This is a genomic window from Hoylesella buccalis ATCC 35310 (genome assembly GCF_000177075.1).
GTDB lineage: Bacteria > Bacteroidota > Bacteroidia > Bacteroidales > Bacteroidaceae > Prevotella > Prevotella buccalis.
This window is the reverse complement of sequence record NZ_ADEG01000087.1, coordinates 26,564-46,118: the sequence shown is the minus strand read 5'-3', so window position 1 is coordinate 46,118 and position 19,555 is coordinate 26,564. Positions and strand designations below refer to the sequence as shown.

Sequence of the window (19,555 nt, the reverse complement as noted above, 5' to 3'; positions counted from 1 at the left end):
ATTCTTATTAGATTGATTATTAACGCATTACGTCAGCATGGTGATAATATGTATCCATCTTATATGCGTTTTTAGGGTAAAAGCATTGCAATTGGGGTGAAATATGCATGCTTTTACCTGATTAGGGCATACAGATTGCCAGCCAAAATGATGCTGTTAATGGTGTAAAAACAAGGCTTTGGGGGTGAAAATCGATTTTTCTTGCCACGACAACCGCTTGTATGCACCTTCCATGCCTATTGATTTTTTCCAGAATGAAAGTAGGGAAGGGTTGTTTTAAGGCTGTTTTTTGGATAAAAAATTAAACAAATTTTGGCGTGCAAATGCGCTCGCTCGAGCAAATGCGCATGTGTTTTGTGAAGCTCGTGACGAACGGTTAAAGCGGGCAGATGCGATGACCTGCCCCGTTAAACTGCCGGCCGTGCGCCTATGGGGGTCAGGGCATCAGCTGGTCGTTCTCCATCCTGTACATATATTGTTGGATGATGGCTTTCAGTTCTTGCTCCATCTTGCGCTGTTCCTTCACCCTTCCTTTCAGGTTGTGCCGCATCAGCAGGTCGTCCAAGGCATAGATGCCACGCGTTTGTTGACCGTCGAACTGCAACACATAGTCATACTTACAATACTGATATATGCCGTTGAGGTAGTTCACGGCGTAGGTTTCTGCGGCGGGAGTGGTCATCAAGTCGCAACCGAACGACAAGAAAGGCTTGTCATAGCCCAACAGACTCAGTACGGTGGGCAGAATGTCTATCTGCTGTGCGATGCCGTCGTGCATGCCCACGGGTACCTCTCCGCTGGGATCAAAGATGATGAGCGGTGCCGAAAAACCGCCGATGTCGGTCTGATACTGCGCATGGTCGCTCAGGTTGGTGTGGTCGCTGGTCAGCACAAAGAGGGTGTTCTTGTACCACGGTTGCTGCTTGGCCGCTTCGAAAAACTTGCCGATGGCCATGTCGGTATAGCGTATGCATTTGTGGATGGGTAGCCCTTCTTCGGGATACACGTCCTTGTATTTTTCCGGAATGACGTAGGGCGTGTGGCTCGATACGGTGAAACAGGCCGTCATGAAGGGTTCTTTCATCTCGCCAATCTTCGTACACCAGTATTGCAGGAAAGGCTCATCCCAGATACCCCAGTGCCCGTCAAAGTCGGCATCGCCGCCAAATCGGTGGTCGGCGGCATAGTCTTGTCGGCCATAGTACGCCTGGAAGCCCACCTTGTTGGCAAAAGCCAGGAATCCCATGCTGCCCCGGTTGGCACCGTGGAAGAACGCCGTGTGGTAGCCCTCGCGCGCCAACAGGCCGGCCATGCTGGTGTAATCGTTCATCGAGGCGTTGGTGAGCACGAACGGTTCTTTAAACATAGGAATGCCACAAAGCACGGATGGCATGCCGTCAATGCTCTTTCGTCCGTTGCAGAACGAGTATTTATAGGTGGCACTTTGGCTGATAAGCTGGTCAACGTATGGGGTGTAGCCCTTGTATCGGCCGTTTTCGAGCTGTTGGTTGAAAGCTCCGATATACTCGCGGCCAAAACTTTCGACGATCAGCACCACCACGTTCTTCTTTTGGAACGCATGCGTGGGCTTTGGACGGTGTATGGGCGTGAACACTTTGGCGGCAGCCTCGAGGTTGGGATAGTAGGTGGGAACGTCGAAAACGTTCTTCCCGATGGTTCTGATCAATGAGAACGGCGTGTTGAGTACCAGCGCGCACTCGGTTGGACGGCGTACGTATTGGTTGGCGTTGTTGACGGTGATGGGGCGTATGCCCGAGGCCAGGCCGCCCCGGCAGGCACCAATGATGAGAGGAGTGAGCAAGGCCAGCAGCACAAACTGGATGAGACCGAACTTCCATCGCTGTGTGGCGGTGGCGTAATGTGTGTGTGCGGTGCGGGGCATGACGTAGAGTTTCCACAGCAGGGTGATGACTACGATGGCCAACAGCACGAGATACCAGTGGCCCACAAACTCGCCCCAAAACACGTCGGCGAGGTTGTTTTCGTTGCGAAATTCGCTGAATACGCTCGTCGTGGTGCGCCGCAGGGTGTAAGGAAAGTACACAGAGTCGCACAAGTTGATGATCAGCGTCAGCGCATTGATGACCACAAACACCCATTTGCACAGCAAATGATAGCCTCTGCGCTCCTTGATCCACAGCGGAAAGAGCATCAGCAGGATGTACAGGGCATTGGTGTAGGCGATGGCGGAGCGGTCGAAGATGTAGCCACCGTAGAACAATTCGGTTAGATGGGATGCCGACAGGTTGCCGGAGAAATAGCTGTAATTCTCGAAAAGGAATTCCACGCGGGCAATGAAGTATACCACGAATGCCATCAACAGGTTGAGAATCATGGCGCCGAAAGGCCCGAAAGAAGTGTGTAGGAATGTTGCTTTAACTTGTTTCATCATTGTGTTAAACCTCTTGCATGTCATGCAGTTTTTTGTAATAGCCCTCTTTGGCGATCAGTTCTTCGTGCGTACCTCGCTCCACGATGCGTCCTTCGTGCAGCACACAGATTTCGTCAGCGTGCTTGATGGTGGACAGACGGTGAGCGATGGCCACCGTGGTGCGGGTGTCCATGAGCCGCTCCAGCGCATCTTGCACCAAGCGTTCGCTCTCGGTGTCGAGCGCACTGGTGGCCTCATCGAGTATCAGAATGGGCGGATTTTTGAGGATGGCGCGGGCAATGGAGATACGCTGACGCTGTCCGCCGCTTAACTTGCTACCCCGATCTCCGATGTTTGTGTCGAATCCTTCCTCTGACTCCATAATGAATTCGTAAGCGTTGGCGATACGAGCGGCCTGGTCTACCATTTCTTGCGTGGCGTGGTCAACGCCGAAGGTGATGTTGTTGAAGAACGTGTCGTTGAACAAAATGGCTTCTTGGTTGACGTTTCCGATGAGATGGCGCAAGCTGCGTACGCCCAAGTCACGCACGTTGATGCCGTCGATGAGCACCTCACCTTCCTGTACGTCATAGTAGCGTGGAATCAAGTCGACCAAGGTTGACTTGCCACTGCCGCTCTGTCCCACCAACGCCACGGTCTTTCCTTTGGGAATCACCAGATTGATGTCGCGCAACACCCATTGTTCCGCATACCTGAACGATACATGGCGGAATTCGATTTGATGTTCAAAGCTGTTGAGGTGAATCGGTTTTTCAGGCTCTTTAATGGCTACTTCAGCCATCAGTATCTTGTCTACCCGCTCGATGGATGCCAGTCCTTTCATGATGGCATAGCTCGCCTTTGACAGTTCTTTCAACGGGTTGATGATGCTGTAGAGCATCACGAGGTAGTAAATGAACGTGGGGCCGCTGAGCACTTGCTCGTTCAAGACCAGCGTACCACCAAACCATAACACGATGACAATCATCAACGTACCCAGAAACTCGCTCATGGGATGGGCCAATTGCTGCCGGATGGTGACCTTGAGGATGCTGTCTCGGTAGTTGGAGTTAATCTTGTCGAAGCGCGCATTCATCTTTTCTTCGGCCGAGAAGGCCTTGATGATGCGCAGTCCGCCTAACGTTTCTTCCACCTGACTCATGGTGTCGCTCCACAAGTTTTGTGCCTTCACGCTGTTTTGTTTCAGCTTTCGGCCCACCAACCCCATGAACCAGCCGAAGAGAGGAACAAAGAGAATGGTGAACAAGGTGAGCTCCCACGAGATGATGAGCAGTGTGGTGAAGTAGGCAATGACGAGGATGGGATTCTTGAACAGCATGTCCAGCGAGGCCATGATGGAGTTTTCAATCTCTTGAACGTCACCACTCATGCGGGCGATGATGTCGCCTTTGCGCTCTTCAGAGAAGAAGCCAAGTGACAGACTCGTTATCTTTTGGTACAGTTGGTTGCGTATGTCGCGCACCACACCCGTGCGGATGGGCATCACACTGGCAGAGGCAAGAAAGTAAGAACCTGTCTTGAGAAACGTCATGAAGGCCAAAAACAAGCCGATGAACAGCAGGGTGGTGGTGGCTCCGTAATGGTCAATCATCGTCTGTACATAGTAATTGGCATTGTTGCTCAGTACGTCGGGCAGTTCATTCATCGACGAGGGCCATGGCATCAGCGTGGTTACGCGCTCCTGTCCAATGTTGAAAAGGATGTTGAGAATGGGGATGAGGGCTGCGAAAGAGAAAATGTTCAATACCGCAGACAGGATGTTGAACAGTACAGAAAACCCTAAATAACGCTTGTAGGGTGCTACAAAGCGTCGCAAAACCTGTATGAATTCTTTCATGTAATAACAGAATGATGCGGAAAGCAGAAAGCCGCAACCTCTCTTTCCGAATGCTGGAACGTAGTTTATGCACTGCAAAGATAAACCAATTATTTAGAAATGACAACTTTGCCCTTATATTTTTGGTACACAGCAGCATGGCGCACAGCGTGTTGCCGGCAATCGTTTTCATTGTTTGTGCATGTCGTTTGGTTTGCTTATCTTTGTCATCTGAACGAACAATATAAAGCCTTTCACACCTGATTGCGGGCGTATGATGAAGGGCATCCATAGGTATTGAATATCAAAAGAGACAAGTATGAGTAAATTAGTAGTCAACTCTTACGACGAGTTTGCAGCCTTTGAGGGCAAAGAATTGGGTGCATCCGACTGGTTGCTGATTGACCAGGATCGTATTAATCTATTTGCTGACGCGACATTGGATCATCAATGGATTCATGTGGACGCTGACCGTGCCAAGAAAGAGAGTCCGTATCAGAGCACCATCGCACATGGCTATCTGACGCTTTCACTGTTGCCTTACCTCTGGTCACAGATCATCGAGGTGAACAACATCAAGATGTTGGTTAACTATGGCATGGACAAAATGCGCTTTGGACAGGCGGTTGTTACCGGAAGTAGGGTGCGCATGGTGACCAAGCTGCATGCCATCAGCAACCTACGCGGCATCTGCAAGACCGAAATCGACTTCAAAATAGAGGTTGAAGGTCAGCGAAAACCAGCCTTGGAGGGTATTGCTACCTTCCTGTATTATTTCAAATAGCGTACCATGGTCAGGCTTGTGCGCCGTTGAGAGGGTGGCGAATGCCTGCTTTTCTCTTCCCTTTATTAGGCGCATGGCGTGTATCATGCTTGCCCCTTAGCACATGTTTTCAAATGAAGTAGTATGCCCAATCTTCCCCAGTCGCATTCCTCATCCTTCACGATCTCGTGTTTTCATCCATTGAACACGGACGTGGAGCGACCATTGAGGCTAAACAATCCCTTTCGTTATCAGTCCCATCCTTTGGCTTTGATGGCCATGAAGCACGTCCAGGAATACATTCAGAGCATGCAAACGTGGCAGGAAGAGGTGGCAAAAGGGAAGATGTTCGGGGTTTTGGTCGTGGAAAATCAGCAGCAACAGCTGGGCTTTTTGGCGGCTTATTCAGGACAAATCGAGAGCAGGAGCGATTGGTCGGGCTTCGTTCCCGCCGTGTTCGATTACCTACAGCCGCAAGGTTATTTCAAAAAACATGAAGAACAGATCACACATATCAATGCGCTGGTAGAGCAAGAGGAAACGGATGCTGGCTGTTTGGCGATGAAACAAGAACTCAAACGCTTGGAAGAAGAGGCGCAACAAGCACTTGCTGCGTTTCAAAACCGCATGAAAGAGGCCAAACAGAAACGTGACCATCTGCGGAAAACATCCTCGCTTTCTGCCGAAAAAGAGGCCGAACTCATTCGGGAAAGTCAGTTCATGAAGGCCGAACTGCGCCGCCTCAAGCACCGATGGGCGACTGTTTTGGCGGACAAACGAGCCGGGCTGGCGCAGCATGATGACCGCATTGGGCGACTGAAAGACCAGCGCAAGCAGCGTTCAGACGCACTGCAACGGTGGTTGTTTACTCATTTTGTGATGCTCAACGCACGGGGTGAGCAGCGCAATCTCTTGGACATTTTCGCTGAAACGCCACAACATGTTCCGCCGGCGGGGGCGGGAGAGTGCTGCGCTCCCAAACTGTTGCAGTACGCTTATCAGCACCATTACAAGCCAATCGCCATGGCAGAGTTCTGGTGGGGAGCCTCACCGAAGGCCACCATACGGCACCATGGCGAATGTTATCCAGCCTGTCGAGGCAAATGCCTGCCCATCCTTCGCTTCATGTTGCAAGGTCTTGAGGTGGACGATGAATATCCAGATGATGCCGAACCCATGCAGCTTCAAATGGTATATGAGGATGATGACCTGGTTGTTGTGAACAAACCAGCCGGATTACTCTCCGTTCCAGGACGATCAAGTCGCCCCTCTGTCCTGACCATCTTGCAGGAAATGATGCCTCAAGACATGCCGTTGCATGCCGTACATCGTTTGGACATGGCTACGTCTGGACTGCTCATCGTGGCCAAGAACATGAAGGTTTACCACCATTTGCAAGCCCAATTCAAGGCTCACACCATCCAAAAGGAATACATCGCCGTACTGGATGGCAAGGTAACACAGACAGATGGTTCTATTAACCTGCCACTTCGGCCCGACTTACTCGACCGTCCAAGACAAATGGTAGACCGCGTTCATGGCAAATCGGCCATCACTTTCTACCGTGTTTTGTCAGTACATCAGGGGAAAACGATGCTCGCTCTCTCGCCCATGACAGGCCGTACGCATCAGTTGCGCATGCACTGTGCCCATCAAGAGGGGCTGAATTGTCCCATCCTGGGCGATGAACTTTACGGCCATCAGGCTGACAGACTTTACCTACATGCTGCTTCCATCACCTTTATTCATCCCACCTCTGGCAAGCACATGACGCTGAAAGCCCCCATACCCGACTGCTTTAATAACGTAAAATAGGCTGCTTCAGACAGCAAACCATTTGTTTTTGCCAACTAAAACAGCCCATGTCGCAGGTGACGTGAAAGGCTATTGCCTACGAACTCAATGCCTGTTACCCTCTTTCACTGGCTCTGTAGACAACCGATCGATGGTGTCATAGATCTTTTGCAGGTAGGCTTTCCCTCGCTTGAGATTCTTTCCAGGCCGCTTACCCCGGTCCAAAACAACCTTCTTCGACTCGTTATTGAAGACCACCTGATTGTCCTCATCCACTAAACCAAAGGCATCTGGGAACGTGAAGAACGCAAAATGAGGGGATGACGGATTGAACATATCCTTGCTATAAGTAAACTCGTGATGCGCAATTCCCATCTGCCCTAACAGCGTGGCGGCAATGTCAGTCTGCGAACCATGGATGTCTACCGTGCCAGGCCCTTTGAGTGCACCTCCCAAGAAGATGAGCGGAATTTGATAACGCTCTACGGATAGGTTGTCAATGTCCTGGGGGTAGCAGCCCAAATGGTCGGGAACCAGTACTACAAGCGTGTTCTTCCACAGCGGCAGTTTCTTCAATTCGTCCACGAAGTGACCCACGCAGCTGTCGGTATAAGCAAACGCATTGAGTATTTTGTCATTCAAACGGTGGTAAGGAACATCGAAGGGTTCGTGGCTGCTCAATGTCTGTACCACCTTGAACCACGGCTTTTGATGCTTGTTTTGCCGCAAGTTCGAGAGCACCTTCTCGAACAACAGGTGGTCGGGTACTCCCCATTTGCTGAGCCTATCTGACACAGGAAAGTCTTCATCACACACAATCGTCTCAAATCCAGTTCCCTTCAAATACGACCGCATGTTGGTAAAATCGGCATCGCCACCATAATAATAATCGGCCGTATAGCCCACCTTGCGTAAACTTGCGGCAATGGAAGGCAAACTTTGAGACACTTTTGGCATCTTCATGATGCTGTTGGTGGGCAGCGAGGGGAATCCGCTGAGGATTGAAACAAGTCCTCTGTCGGTTCGAAAACTCGTGGCATAGAAGTGGCGGAACAGCAATCCTTCGGCCGAAAGTCGGTCCAGATTGACCGCCACATTGCGCTCTCCGCCCAGTGACGCCATGAGTTTGGAGGAGAAACTCTCCATCACCACGAACAGAATGTTAGGCCGAGCGGTGGTCAATATCCATTGTTGGGGTGCCTGATATGACCGATGTACAACATCCTGGTCGTACATCTGTGCAACCAACTTGTTGGCTTCGTCATCCTTCATGAAGCGATATTGCTGCTTAAAGTTTTCTTGTTTGATCAATGAAACCAGCAGACTGAACAATGGATTGGTCGCGGCGTGGTTCAAACGCATGTTCTCACTGAAATATACTTTGCCGATATTCATGGTCGATGCCTTGAATCCGCCACGGATAGGGATGAACAAGGCCGCCCAAAGCAGCACGAAAAGGAAGGTGAAGAATGGTCGGTTGAGGGGCAAGAGCTTCTTTTCGAGCACGTCATCTCTCAGCAACAAATAAAACAGGGCATAGAGGAGGACGGTCATCAGCAGCAAAGTCACGATGCCACCGATAAGTTCCCATGCGCTGGCACTGGCCAATGCATCCCCCGGAGAGGAGCAGAAATAGAACAAGGGCGTGGCGTCTAATCGGAATCCCCAATGCCGATAGAGGCCCAGGTCGATGACAAAGACGGCCGACAGGACGATGGCAATGACGGCAAAATAGGCCTTTGCCAGTCGTCTCCACAAACGTTTGCGCGACCAGATGGTGCAAATCAACAACAATCCGGGGATGATGGTGAGGTACCCGGCCAACGAAAAATCCAACGGTAGGCCATGGTAAGGCACCAAAAACCAATCTTTCCACGTTGCCTCTTTGAACAAAGACAGGTGGTAAAGCATGAACAGAGGTTTCTGAATGATAAAGATTAGGACAAAGAAAACGTAGGTAAGAAAGAAATACTTAAAACGAGTTTTCATTATTTTTGTCACACAAAGAACATGATTAATACTTGGGCTATGATAACCCGAATAAACATTCCGATTGGGTAAACCGTGGCATAGCTGATGCTGGGTGTATCCCCTTCGATGGTGTCGTTGGCATACGACAGTGCCATTGGGTTGGCCATGGCTCCGCAAAGGATGCCGCAAATGGTTCCGTAGTCAAGTTTCTTGGTTCGCAAGGCAATGCAACCCACGATTAAAACGGGTACGATGGTGAGCAGCGCACCGATGCCTACCCACAGCAACCCTTCAGGACGGAACACCGTACTGAAGAAATCTTTGCCCGCATCAAGCCCCAGACAGGCCAGATACATCGCCAATCCCAACCGGCGAAGCATGAGGGAGGCCGAGCGAGTGGTGTACGAAATGAAGTGCATGTGTGGCCCCAACGCCCCTACGAGGATGCCCATGATGATGGGACCGCCGGCAATTCCCAGTCGAATGGGTGAGTCCATCCCGGGGAAACTGATGGGGATGGCGCCCAAGGCCAGTCCTAAGATCATGCCAAAGAAGATGCTTCCCACGTTTGGTTCGTTGAGTGTCTTCACCGAATTGCCCAAGAAATGCTCGGCACTCTCTAATTTTTTCGGCTCACCAACAACCGTCAGACGGTCACCATACTGCAACCTGAGGTCTTTGGTGGCCAGCAGTTTGACATCACCACGCGTGACACGACTGACATTGACGTCGAAACTTTCGCGCAAGTGGATTCTTCCCAGTAGCTTACCATTGAGGGCCGTACGGGTTAATACGATGACGCGCGACTCCACGTTCCGGTCGATTTGATTCCAGTCTATCTCCCCTTTGTTCCAATCGCGTTCTACTCTTTGGCCGAAAAGAATCTCCAAGCCCGACACATCATCAGGGTTAGTCACCACCATGAGGTTGTCGCCCGTGTGCAGTTGCGTTGAGGCACCTGGCACCAACACTTCGTCCTGTCGCCAAACGCGTGAGATAATGAACCTCAAAGGCGTACTCATGGCCAGCTCACCGATGGTTCGTCCTTCAATGGCTGGATTGACAATGAGGAACTGGCACACGAACGTGTGGTCTTCGTCCACAGGAGATTTTGGCACCAAATCTGCCGGCTTGACAAATAACTTGCGCATGATGAGTATGCCCAGGATAACGCCTACGACACCCAGCGGATAGGTTACGGCAGTAGCCAGGGCCACACCGCCGGTTGGAAGGCTCATGTGTTCCAATGCTTGTTGGGCCGCACCGAGTGCCGGTGTGTTGGTGGTGGCACCGCACAACAAGCCTACCATCGTGGGAAGGGAGATGCCTGTCAGCGGACACAGTGCCACCGCCAGCACCGTTCCCAAGACGACGACGGCCAGTCCCCATAGGTTAAAGCTGGTCCCCTCGTGGCGGAAAGCACCGAAAAAGTTGGGACCCACGTACAATCCAAGCGTGTATACGAACAAGACCAAACCAAAGGTTTCGGCATAGTTGAGAGCCGCTGAATCAACGGAAAGCCCCATGTTTCCGGCGATGATGCCGATGAAGAAAACAAACGACACACCAAGAGAAACTCCCATGAACTTGATCTTGCTCAATGCCGTGCCAACAGCGATGATCAGAGAGATGACCACCACTGCCTGTACTGGGGACGGAATTGTAAAAAGAGCGTTAATCCAATCCAACGTTATCAACTTTTATGATACATCAAACACAAGTGTTATGTATCTACTTATCAACTGGTTTGCTATTGATGGGCAAAGGTACTGTAAATAAAAGAACCAGCAAAACAATTGGTGCCAATTGTTGACTGGTGAGGGTTTGCAAGGCTTTATTTTACCGACTGCCCAGCAAATATTGGTCAATAAACTCACGCACGCATCCCTCGCCGCCGGCCTTCTGCATGATGATGATGCCCGGAATTTCCTGAATAGGGCGCATCGCATCGGCTGGACAGGCGCAAATACCAACGGCACTCAGCAGTTGTTGGCAGTTGACGTCATCACCGATGTAAGCCACGTCGCACAACGTGATGCCCATCTGGTCGCAAATTTCCTGAGCCGCCTCAAGTTTCCCACCATGTCGCTTGCCCTGAACGAGAAAATCTACCTTCAGCTTTTTAGCCCTGTTCTCTACCAGCTTGGTGTTTTCAGAGGTGATGATGCCCACCTTGACACCTTGCGCCTGCAAGAGTTGTAGCCCCATTCCGTCGCGTGTGTTGAACTTCTTCAGCTCGTCACCGCTTTCCGCATAATACATGCCGCCATCGGTCAGCGTGCCGTCAACGTCGCACAAGAAGAGCTTTACGGATTTCTTTGGGCTGTCCATCGCCTTGTTCAGCACATTTTTTCGCATAAGATGTTCCATTAGCGTCCAATCGTCTGCCTCTTCAATCTCCATGGCTGTATAAGCCGGCATCTCATAGATACCAATGCGACCACTTAGCCTGTTGCCCGATGATAAGATGTTTTCTACCTTATTTATATAGAGCGCGCCGTTCTCCATGAGCGTTCCTTCGAAATTATTTCGGGGCGGGCGGTGTGTGTAGTCGTAGTTCATGCTGGTGCCATCGGCGTTCCAAAAGAACCTGTAATTGCGCACACAGGAGAGGATGGAGTCGTATCGGGCGGTGTTGTACAGCGCCAAGGCTTCACTGAAATGTTTCGTTTGCGTCATGGGCGACGTGGCTTGCACCAGCATGAAGCATGTGTCGGGTGCCGGATTGGCAGCATGGATGTACGCCAGCATCACGCTCTCGGCAGAGGCGGTGTCGCTGGCATTCTCGGCAGAGTGGCGATAAATCTCCGTCTTCTGGTATGGACGGGAAGCCACTACCCCTTCTATCTCGTCCGAATCGGTGGCCACAATCACCTTGTCCACCTCGCGGCAGGCCTCCAAAGCCTCGATGCTCCAACACACAAGGGGCTTTCCGCAAAAAGGTTTGATGTTCTTCTGGGGGATTGACTTGCTGCCACCCAGCACAGGAATGAATGCTATGACCATCTTAACTTGATTCTTTTAAAGTTGTCGCACTGCACGTTTTGATATCCAGAACAATCCACACAGTTCCCTGTTGAGCTCTTCGGCCAACGGAATCTTCATCATCTGAGGCCGCAACGTGCAGATTTCTGCTTGTAAGCCTTCATGCTACAAGGCTTTGTCTGCAAATATATAAAATAATCACTCATTGACGGAATGAAACGACATGTTTTTTTATTGCGTGCGACTACAATGGGGGATGAACGGGCAAGAATCAACCTGTTTGAACAAAGAGGATGATGTGTGCATTTCAATAGCATTGACTTTAGACGCCAAACTCATTGACTTTGTAAGACGTTCGGCGACAGCATGTTACGATATGTTTCGCAGACCGGCATCATAGGGCCTGCTCGGGCTTTACTACGCCGTTTCTTATTTCACTCGGTGTGCCGCCAAGTGTTTCCTTACAGAATGTGGAAAGACGCTGTACTGAGGAGAACTTAAACTGGTTGGCTATCTGCTCCAAGGTGTCGCTGGTGTTGAGCAGCGCCTTGAACAGCGCCTCGCCTTTCACCTTGCTGACCCAAGCCTTGGGCGTTTCGCCAAAGCATTGCTTGAAGTGGCGTATGAATGTGGGGCGACTCATGCACACTTTTTCTGCCATTTCGTCAATAGAAGGATAGGTGTGCGACATCGCAATAATGGTGTCCTGGAACGACAAATCCACCCCATAGAGCGGAGCTAGAAACGGCGCCAGGTCGTCCTTGGAATAATAGGCCTGCATGACGGCCGTGAACTCGCGCTGCTTGCTCAGCTGTATGTCACAACAGAGCAGTCCGTCCATGACATAGTCGGCCGTCTGCCGAGCCAGCACTACCACTGGTTTAATCATGTCCAAGGCAAACAACCAGTCGGCACGCTTGGGCGCATTCTCGATCATCTCATCCGTGATGATATTGTGGCAAAACTTGAATTTGCTGTCTATAAAATAAAGCACCAATACCAAACTGTCCTCCATAAAGCGAATGGAGTTGTCTACACCGGCTGGCATGGGAAACATCTGGCTGCCATGAACGGTGAAATCAGGAAACCGTTTACCTTCCACACGCAAGGTTCCCTCCAACAGAAAGAGCATGGCCGTACGCGAAGGAGCCGTGTGTCTCACTGCGCCTTTCTTTTCCCTTACAACCCTGAAGCCTACGGGGGAGTTGCCTTGGTAATGCTCGCACATGAGGTGCTTGTTCAGATAATATACTTTCATAAGCTGATTCCATTCATTGATAGATGCTGTAAATATATGAAATTTTTACAAAACTAAACAAAAATATGAAGGAAAGTTGCAAATTGAATGATAATTTTAAAATAAACAACTCGTTTCACCCACTTAATTGTTCTTAAATCCTATCCTTTTCACCTATTATATATTATTTATTAAAAGACCATTCGGTAGGCATGCTATACTGAAATTATCAGAATGGAAGAATTGTGAAGATTGAAACAAAAGGATAATTTTTTGAATCAATTTGTTAGGTGGTGCAATCCTAAAGATGTCTAATTTTGCAAACAGAAGAAAGACAGAATATCTTTACCGAAGAAAATAACAGATACAAAGTACGTAAACACAAATATAAAAAAGCAACGAATCAAATTGAAAAGAGGTGCAAGTATATGAAAAAGAAGTATATAAGTCCAAAGGTGGATGTAATTAAAACAAGATTAGAAAGCGAGATACTGGCAGGATCTAATATAGGAGGTGGCATTGATGAAGGAAGCAATGCTAAAACTCATGACTTTGACTTAGACGATTTCACAGATGAATCCATGTGGGGTGATGAAACAGATGGAAATAACTAATAACAAACTATTTAAAACGATTAAATATGAAAACCGAAATGAAAAAGAACATTTTTACGTTCATAGCCATTAGTTTGCTGGGCTTCTTGACTGGTTGTTCGGAGAACGATGTGCTGAACGACGTGCAAAAAGCTGCAGCCGACCAGGCTTCGAGTGTCATATCTGGGACAGCATCATTGGATCTCGATGAAATGAACGGTGTGTTAAACGCCACTCCAACGACGCGAACAAGAGTAATATACAATAGCAACAAAAAGCTGAGCTATCGTTTGAAAAAGGGGGATAGAATACCTGTATTCGTATACTACAAACAAGATAATAGACAGAAAATTGTCGAAGATGAGGTATATGTAGTAGAGGGAAATAGATTAAGATTTGACACAAAAATACCTGCTGACTTCGACCGAAGGAAGGGAAACCTCTATATGGGAGCTGTCATGGGTAAACAACCTGGCGTGAACAACGGCGCATGGGCAAGTGGTATGACGGCTGACGGCAAGTTAAGGATTGAGGTCTCTCACACTGTAGATGCTGCATCACAGCAATTCAACTTGCCTTTCTGTGCTCCACTAAAGCTTATTAAACCTAGTGGTGATATTTATCTTCACTTCAAAGCTCTCGGTAGTTGGTTTGCTGTGACTTTGAATGTGCAGAAGGATATCAATCCCGATTTCATGGTGGTAAACTCTGATGTGGTGGCCACCAATGGCACACTCGACCTGTTCTCCTCTAAGAATGGTGAGTTTATTTGGCAGCCAGAAGTTACGACGCAGAAGAACATCAGGTATGATGTGAAAAACTTTGAGGTGAAGGCTAAGCAAGAGAGCAAGCCATTGATTGTGTGGTTCATGCCCATTCTTAACAAAGAATCACAACAGCCTACTACATTGAGTCTTCAAACAAAGGCTACCTACTCAAGCAAAATGCTTCAATATTCTAAAAAAGTCTTTGACAAAAACGAACAATTAAAGAATAACAAGACTTATAATGTGAATATTACTGAGGATGCACCCGTTTGTGACAAAGGCTTGGTGATTACACAATTCTGGTCAACACGAAAGAATAGATGCTGCAACCGCAACGTTCTTCAGATTACTAATATCAGTGATCACGACATCAGCTTAGAGGGTTATTATCTTGTTCGCTCTGTATTTGGTAGTGCTGAAACGCCTTCTGGCGTGATTGACTTGGGTAACCTGGAGGAAAACAACGCACAGTTCTTGTACAATGATCGCCAAAAGAAAGTACTTCCCAGTGGTGCCTCGCTGCTGATAACCGGCTTTAACAGAAGAGTTGCCGAAGGTACTTTCGATTACTGCGACGACGAAATTTATCAAATAGCACTCCTTGGAGAAGATGAAAACCTGCTGCAACAGTTTGTTCCAGAGGGTAATCGTGACCGCTGGGGACGAGAGTCGAACTGCCATTTCTGCAACGCTTATTTCTTGACTTTTAACGGTACAGATATCTCTTTGTCAAAGCCAAACGACATTGTAGATAACTTTGGACGCGATGCTTGTGGCAGAATCTACAACTTCCAGTTCTTGAACCGCACCTACTATCGTGTACCTTATTGTTATATCTATATGGGCGAGCAAGGCCTTGGTGGCGAAGCTACTCATCTCTATAAGCCAGAAAGGCGAGTATATTATCCTGGTTCGTACTGGGGACCGATGGAGAACTTTAGCACATGTTCCTGGAGATTTGAAAACGAGAACAAGATTACATCATTAGGTTTCTGGGGAAAATACGGTGATATTTTCATGTTCAGAAATAATATGTACTAATTGTCATTGATGATTTCAATGAAGGAATATTAAACAAGTGGGGTGATAAAGACACCCCACTTATGTAAAACCGTTGGCGAAAAGGATGATGCCATCATTCTTTTCGCCAACGGTTTTTTATATCATGTGCCGCATGTAGACGTGGAAAATGCACAACCTCATGGGTGCAAGGGATAAAAAGCAGGGTGTAAATGGATTTACTTTCTGCCGAAATCAGCGGGAATTTCACCCCATTCGGCTGTTTCCCATTTAACGACAGGGTTGCGGTAAGCGTGCGTTTTCAGCCATTGTTCGGCGCGCGAGATAATCTGATAGAGTTGCTCTGTTTGTGGTGTGCGCTTCAACTTTGTTTTACATTGTTTCTTCTTCACCCACAAAATGGCGTTGTAGCTATCCGAATAAATGGTTTTTTGCGTATCGCCCTGTTTCCACAACAAGGCCAACGCATGCACGATAGCCAAGAACTCACCTACGTTATTGGTGCCATGTACGGGCCCGAAGTGAAAGATTTCCGATCCTGTCGCCAAGTCGATTCCCCGATATTCCATGGGTCCTGGGTTGCCTGAACATGCCGCATCTACCGCCCATGCCGAAGCCCCCCTCTGTCCCCCCGATAGGGGGGAAGATGCTAACGGCGTAACTAAGTTGGTCTCTTGCGAATTGTTTTTTATCTGTTCTGCTTGATCCATGTGGTCTAATGATTTGAGTATTTGAGAGATGACGGATGAAAGACGGTGAAGCACCTGTTCGTTTGTGAAACGTAAAACGGTAAAACCACGACTTTTTAAATCAGCTGTACGTTCGGCATCCATGAGCGGTTGACTACCTTGTAGATGATAAGCACCATCTATTTCAACCACCAATTTGAAACGAATGCAAGCAAAATCAGCAATATAGTTGCCGATGATATGCTGTCGTCTGAACTTACATCCTCATTGGTTTCCACGTAATGCCTCCCACAACATGCTTTCTGCCTGTGTTGAATGCCTTCTACTTCTCTTTGCAAATGCCTTCAATAACTCATAATTCGCACAATCTGCCGTTTCGTGTTTCCGTTTCATATCATGCGGTCAAATTGCATTCAAGCCGATAATGTATTTCCCTCTATATATAATAAGGTGGATTATCGGCATCAGCAAACGAGAGTTGATCGATTAACATCCGTCAAGTAGATGGGCAAACAAGGTAACTTCCTTCTCCCTCCCCTACTGGGGAGGGCGGGGAGGGGCTTCCCTACATCCTCTCAGGAACCTCTATACCAAGCAGTAGCATGCCGTTCTTGATAATCTTTGCCACGTTGTTGGCCAGCACCAACCGGGTGAGTTTCTCCTCTTGCGTGTCGGCGTTCAGTATGCTGTAGTCGTGGTAGAACTGGTTGAAGTCTTTGGTCAACTCGTAGCAATAGTTGGCAATGCCGCTCGGACTGTAATCCGTTGCAGCCTGTTCTATCACCGCACCGAAGTCGTTCATCTTCTGTATCAATGCAATTTCCTTGTCGTTCAGTGGCGCATCGGTGGGCAGTTGTGCGGGCAATGCCATGCCCTCTGCCGCCGCTTTGCGCATGATGGAGCGGATGCGGGCGTAAGTATATTGGATGAACGGACCCGTGTTGCCATTAAAGTCGATAGACTCTTCGGGGTTGAACAACATGTTTTTGCGGGCATCTACCTTCAAGATGAAGTATTTCAGTGCGCCCAATCCAACCACGCGGGCAATCTCACGCTTCTCTTCCTCGCTCATATCCTTGAACTTACCCAGCTCGTCACTGGTCTTGCGGGCATCGTCTATCATGGTTGCTATCAACTCATCGGCATCCACCACCGTGCCTTCGCGGCTCTTCATCTTACCGTTTGGCAATTCAACCATGCCGTATGAGAAGTGTACCAACTCCTTACCCCACTTGAATCCCAAGCGGTCGAGCAAGATGGAAAGTACCTGAAAATGATAATTCTGCTCGTTGCCGACCACATATATCATTTTGTCGATGGGAAAATCCTTAAACCGCATGTCTGCCGTTCCGATGTCTTGCGTCATGTACACGCTGGTGCCGTCAGAACGAAGCAACAGCTTTTGGTCCAAACCCTCTTGTGTCAAGTCTGCCCATACGCTGTTGTCATCCTTTCGGAAGAAAAGACCTTTCTCCAGTCCTTCTTCTACCTTAGCCTTTCCCTCGAGGTAAGTATCTGATTCATAATATATCTTGTCAAAGCTAACGCCCAACGTCTTGTACGTTTCATCAAAGCCGGCGTAAACCCAGTTGTTCATTTTTTGCCACAAAGCGCGCACCTCTTCATCGCCCTGCTCCCACTTCACGAGCATTTGGCGCGCCTCTTTCATCAGCGGAGCCTCTTCTTTCGCCTTGTTTTCGGCGGCCTCTTCGTCCAGTCCCTCGTCTGTCATGAACTTGTTTTTCAGCTCTGCCACCTCGGCCCTGTAGTGCTTGTCAAACGCCACATAGTAATCGCCGATGAGGTGATCGCCTTTCTTTCCGCTCGATTCGGGTGTCTCCCCGTTTCCCCATTTCAGCCAAGCGAGCATCGATTTGCAAATATGAATGCCTCGGTCGTTCACGATATTGGTCTTCACCACCTTGTTGCCATTGGCTTGCATGATTTGCGCCAACGACCATCCCAACAAGTTGTTGCGCACATGACCCAAGTGAAGTGGCTTGTTGGTGTTGGGCGATGAATATTCTATCATCACCAAGGGCGATTGGTCTGTGACGGGTTTTTCTCCGAATTTTTCATCCGCATGCATGTCATTGAGCAATCCCACCCATGCCTCTTTGGCGATGTTGAGGTTCAAGAAGCCCTTCACGACGTTGAAACCAGCTACGGCCGAACAGTCTCGCACCAGCAACTCGCCGATGGCTTGCGCCGTGTCTTCGGGTTTCTGGCGTGATATTTTCAGGAAAGGAAATACCACTAAGGTGAGGTTTCCTTCAAAGTTACTCTTTGTTTTTTGTAGTTGTACCATCGACATGGGTACATCTTGTCTGTAGAGTTCTTTCACTGAAGCAATGACAGAACTGGCTATTTGGTTCTCAATTTTCATGCTAATAAAAAATAAAATTTACTGACACTGAAACAATCTTCATGCTTAAAAAGCATACCTATCAACGTTTTTGATGCTTTATCAATAGAAGATTTATGTGCTGCAAAGGTACAACATTTAATTCAAAACCACTGGATAACCGCTGTTTTTTATCCCAGCTTCCACCCTCATCTCTTAAAATACAGTCAGTAGATGGTCGTACACCATGCGCTATACGCCCTGCATTCTTCTACCCAACGTTTGGCATGGCGAAGAAACATATAATCATCATCGAAACAATCCCTCCCTTTGGGAGAACATTCTGCTTCATGCAATAAGATTATTTTTTTCTTGTATCAGCCGTAACTACAGCTCAAGGAATTTCTACGACCACTGCTTTTCCTGTGAACTTGTATGGCTCGGTTGTGAGAATAGAATTGTATTTCTCCACCTTCCTGCCATTGATATCGATGTCCTCGAGTGCAAAAATGAAGGTGGTGGCGGTCTCGTCGCTTTCTCCTTTGTGAACGACAGTAACCTTTGTTTTGTAGTCTTTACGGCAAATGACATTGAAATCAATAGCCCCACTGCTGTTTACCGAACGAACATTTTTGCTCCCTTCGAACACGAAAGGGAGGTCATTACTCAGTTGGTGCGCATGCCCATCTATATATAAGGTGATGTTTCCCTCAACTGGTAACAAAAAGCGTTGATAATTTGAAAAGTCAGAAAAAGTACTTTCCGTGAGGTGAATCACCGCTGACGATATCCGCAGGTCGAAGTTTCTCTCTGCAAGACTACTGTCGTGAGGGAGGATGAACAGCTCTCTTGTGATGCCACCGCTCCATTGGTTTACCTTATAATCTGACTGTTGGATAATTTTGAACATCTTTTGTTGGTTTTGATGATAGAAGAATAGCTTTGTCCCAATGTTGAAGTGAAAGCCACCTTCTCAATGAACGATGTGGCGAAGATACAAATAAAATGAATAGGTTCGCACGCTTTTCAATGAATTTTATACGATGACGAAGGACTGCTCGTTGACGATGAGTTCCTCGATGCGCCATGAAAGTTCGGTGCATAGGTGCTTTTTGTTTTTAAATCAAACCCAACATTCTTCCGTGAAATATCTGCTCTTGTAA

At 48.4% G+C, this 19,555-nt stretch carries 13 protein-coding genes and 1 pseudogene; 4 read left to right on the top strand and 10 right to left on the bottom strand.

Annotated features, from left to right (window positions below; all coding sequences use genetic code 11):
• Positions 1-436: 436 nt before the first annotated feature.
• Positions 437-2,410 carry an LTA synthase family protein gene (locus HMPREF0650_RS09320; protein WP_004350284.1) on the bottom strand — a complete coding sequence of 658 codons (1,974 nt, stop codon included), beginning with the start codon at positions 2,408-2,410 and terminating at the stop codon, positions 437-439.
• 7 nt (positions 2,411-2,417) lie between these two features.
• Positions 2,418-4,250: an ABC transporter ATP-binding protein gene (locus tag HMPREF0650_RS09315; RefSeq protein ID WP_004350283.1), complete on the bottom strand. Its 1,833-nt coding sequence runs from the start codon at positions 4,248-4,250 to the stop codon at positions 2,418-2,420.
• A 298-nt stretch (positions 4,251-4,548) separates the two neighbouring features.
• Between HMPREF0650_RS09315 and HMPREF0650_RS09310 the strand changes: the two genes are divergently transcribed.
• On the top strand, positions 4,549-5,013 hold the full coding sequence (locus HMPREF0650_RS09310) for a MaoC family dehydratase (RefSeq protein ID WP_004350282.1): 465 nt from the start codon (positions 4,549-4,551) through the stop codon (positions 5,011-5,013).
• 123 nt (positions 5,014-5,136) lie between these two features.
• Positions 5,137-6,807: a pseudouridine synthase gene (locus tag HMPREF0650_RS09305; RefSeq protein WP_050774864.1), complete on the top strand. Its 1,671-nt coding sequence runs from the start codon at positions 5,137-5,139 to the stop codon at positions 6,805-6,807.
• Positions 6,808-6,891: 84 nt separating this feature from the next.
• Here HMPREF0650_RS09305 and HMPREF0650_RS09300 read toward each other — a convergent pair whose 3' ends face one another.
• The 4 genes from HMPREF0650_RS09300 to HMPREF0650_RS09285 all read right to left on the bottom strand — a co-directional run bounded on the left by HMPREF0650_RS09300 (position 6,892) and on the right by HMPREF0650_RS09285 (position 13,000).
• A complete protein-coding gene (locus HMPREF0650_RS09300) occupies positions 6,892-8,775 on the bottom strand; it encodes an LTA synthase family protein (RefSeq protein ID WP_050774863.1) in 1,884 nt (627 codons plus the stop codon).
• An 8-nt stretch (positions 8,776-8,783) separates the two neighbouring features.
• A complete protein-coding gene (locus HMPREF0650_RS09295; RefSeq protein ID WP_004350278.1) occupies positions 8,784-10,445 on the bottom strand; it encodes a putative transporter in 1,662 nt (553 codons plus the stop codon).
• Positions 10,446-10,596: 151 nt separating this feature from the next.
• Positions 10,597-11,763, bottom strand: coding sequence for an acylneuraminate cytidylyltransferase (locus tag HMPREF0650_RS09290; protein ID WP_004350277.1), 1,167 nt, complete (start codon positions 11,761-11,763; stop codon positions 10,597-10,599).
• A 373-nt stretch (positions 11,764-12,136) separates the two neighbouring features.
• On the bottom strand, positions 12,137-13,000 hold the full coding sequence (locus HMPREF0650_RS09285) for a helix-turn-helix domain-containing protein (protein ID WP_004350276.1): 864 nt from the start codon (positions 12,998-13,000) through the stop codon (positions 12,137-12,139).
• 296 nt (positions 13,001-13,296) lie between these two features.
• Between HMPREF0650_RS09285 and HMPREF0650_RS13590 the strand changes: the two genes are divergently transcribed.
• Entirely contained in the window at positions 13,297-13,593 is a 297-nt protein-coding gene (locus HMPREF0650_RS13590; protein WP_227962137.1) for a hypothetical protein, read from the top strand.
• Positions 13,594-13,631: 38 nt separating this feature from the next.
• A complete protein-coding gene (locus HMPREF0650_RS09275) occupies positions 13,632-15,380 on the top strand; it encodes a hypothetical protein (protein WP_245543491.1) in 1,749 nt (582 codons plus the stop codon).
• A gap of 197 nt (positions 15,381-15,577) precedes the next feature.
• On the opposite strand, the gene HMPREF0650_RS12835 is transcribed toward HMPREF0650_RS09275, so the two are convergent.
• From HMPREF0650_RS12835 to HMPREF0650_RS09260, 4 genes and pseudogenes are all read right to left on the bottom strand, one after another.
• Positions 15,578-16,069 (bottom strand): RNase H family protein, encoded by a 492-nt coding sequence (locus HMPREF0650_RS12835; protein ID WP_040563075.1) that lies wholly within the window; start codon positions 16,067-16,069, stop codon positions 15,578-15,580.
• Positions 16,070-16,087: 18 nt separating this feature from the next.
• Positions 16,088-16,300, bottom strand: a pseudogene (locus HMPREF0650_RS13665) (endonuclease domain-containing protein); the annotation flags it as partial.
• Positions 16,301-16,613: 313 nt separating this feature from the next.
• Positions 16,614-18,434, bottom strand: a complete 1,821-nt coding sequence (gene argS / locus HMPREF0650_RS09265; RefSeq protein ID WP_004350271.1) for an arginine--tRNA ligase — start codon at positions 18,432-18,434, stop codon at positions 16,614-16,616.
• A 352-nt stretch (positions 18,435-18,786) separates the two neighbouring features.
• Positions 18,787-19,302: a HutD/Ves family protein gene (locus HMPREF0650_RS09260; RefSeq protein WP_004350270.1), complete on the bottom strand. Its 516-nt coding sequence runs from the start codon at positions 19,300-19,302 to the stop codon at positions 18,787-18,789.
• Positions 19,303-19,555: the final 253 nt, after the last annotated feature.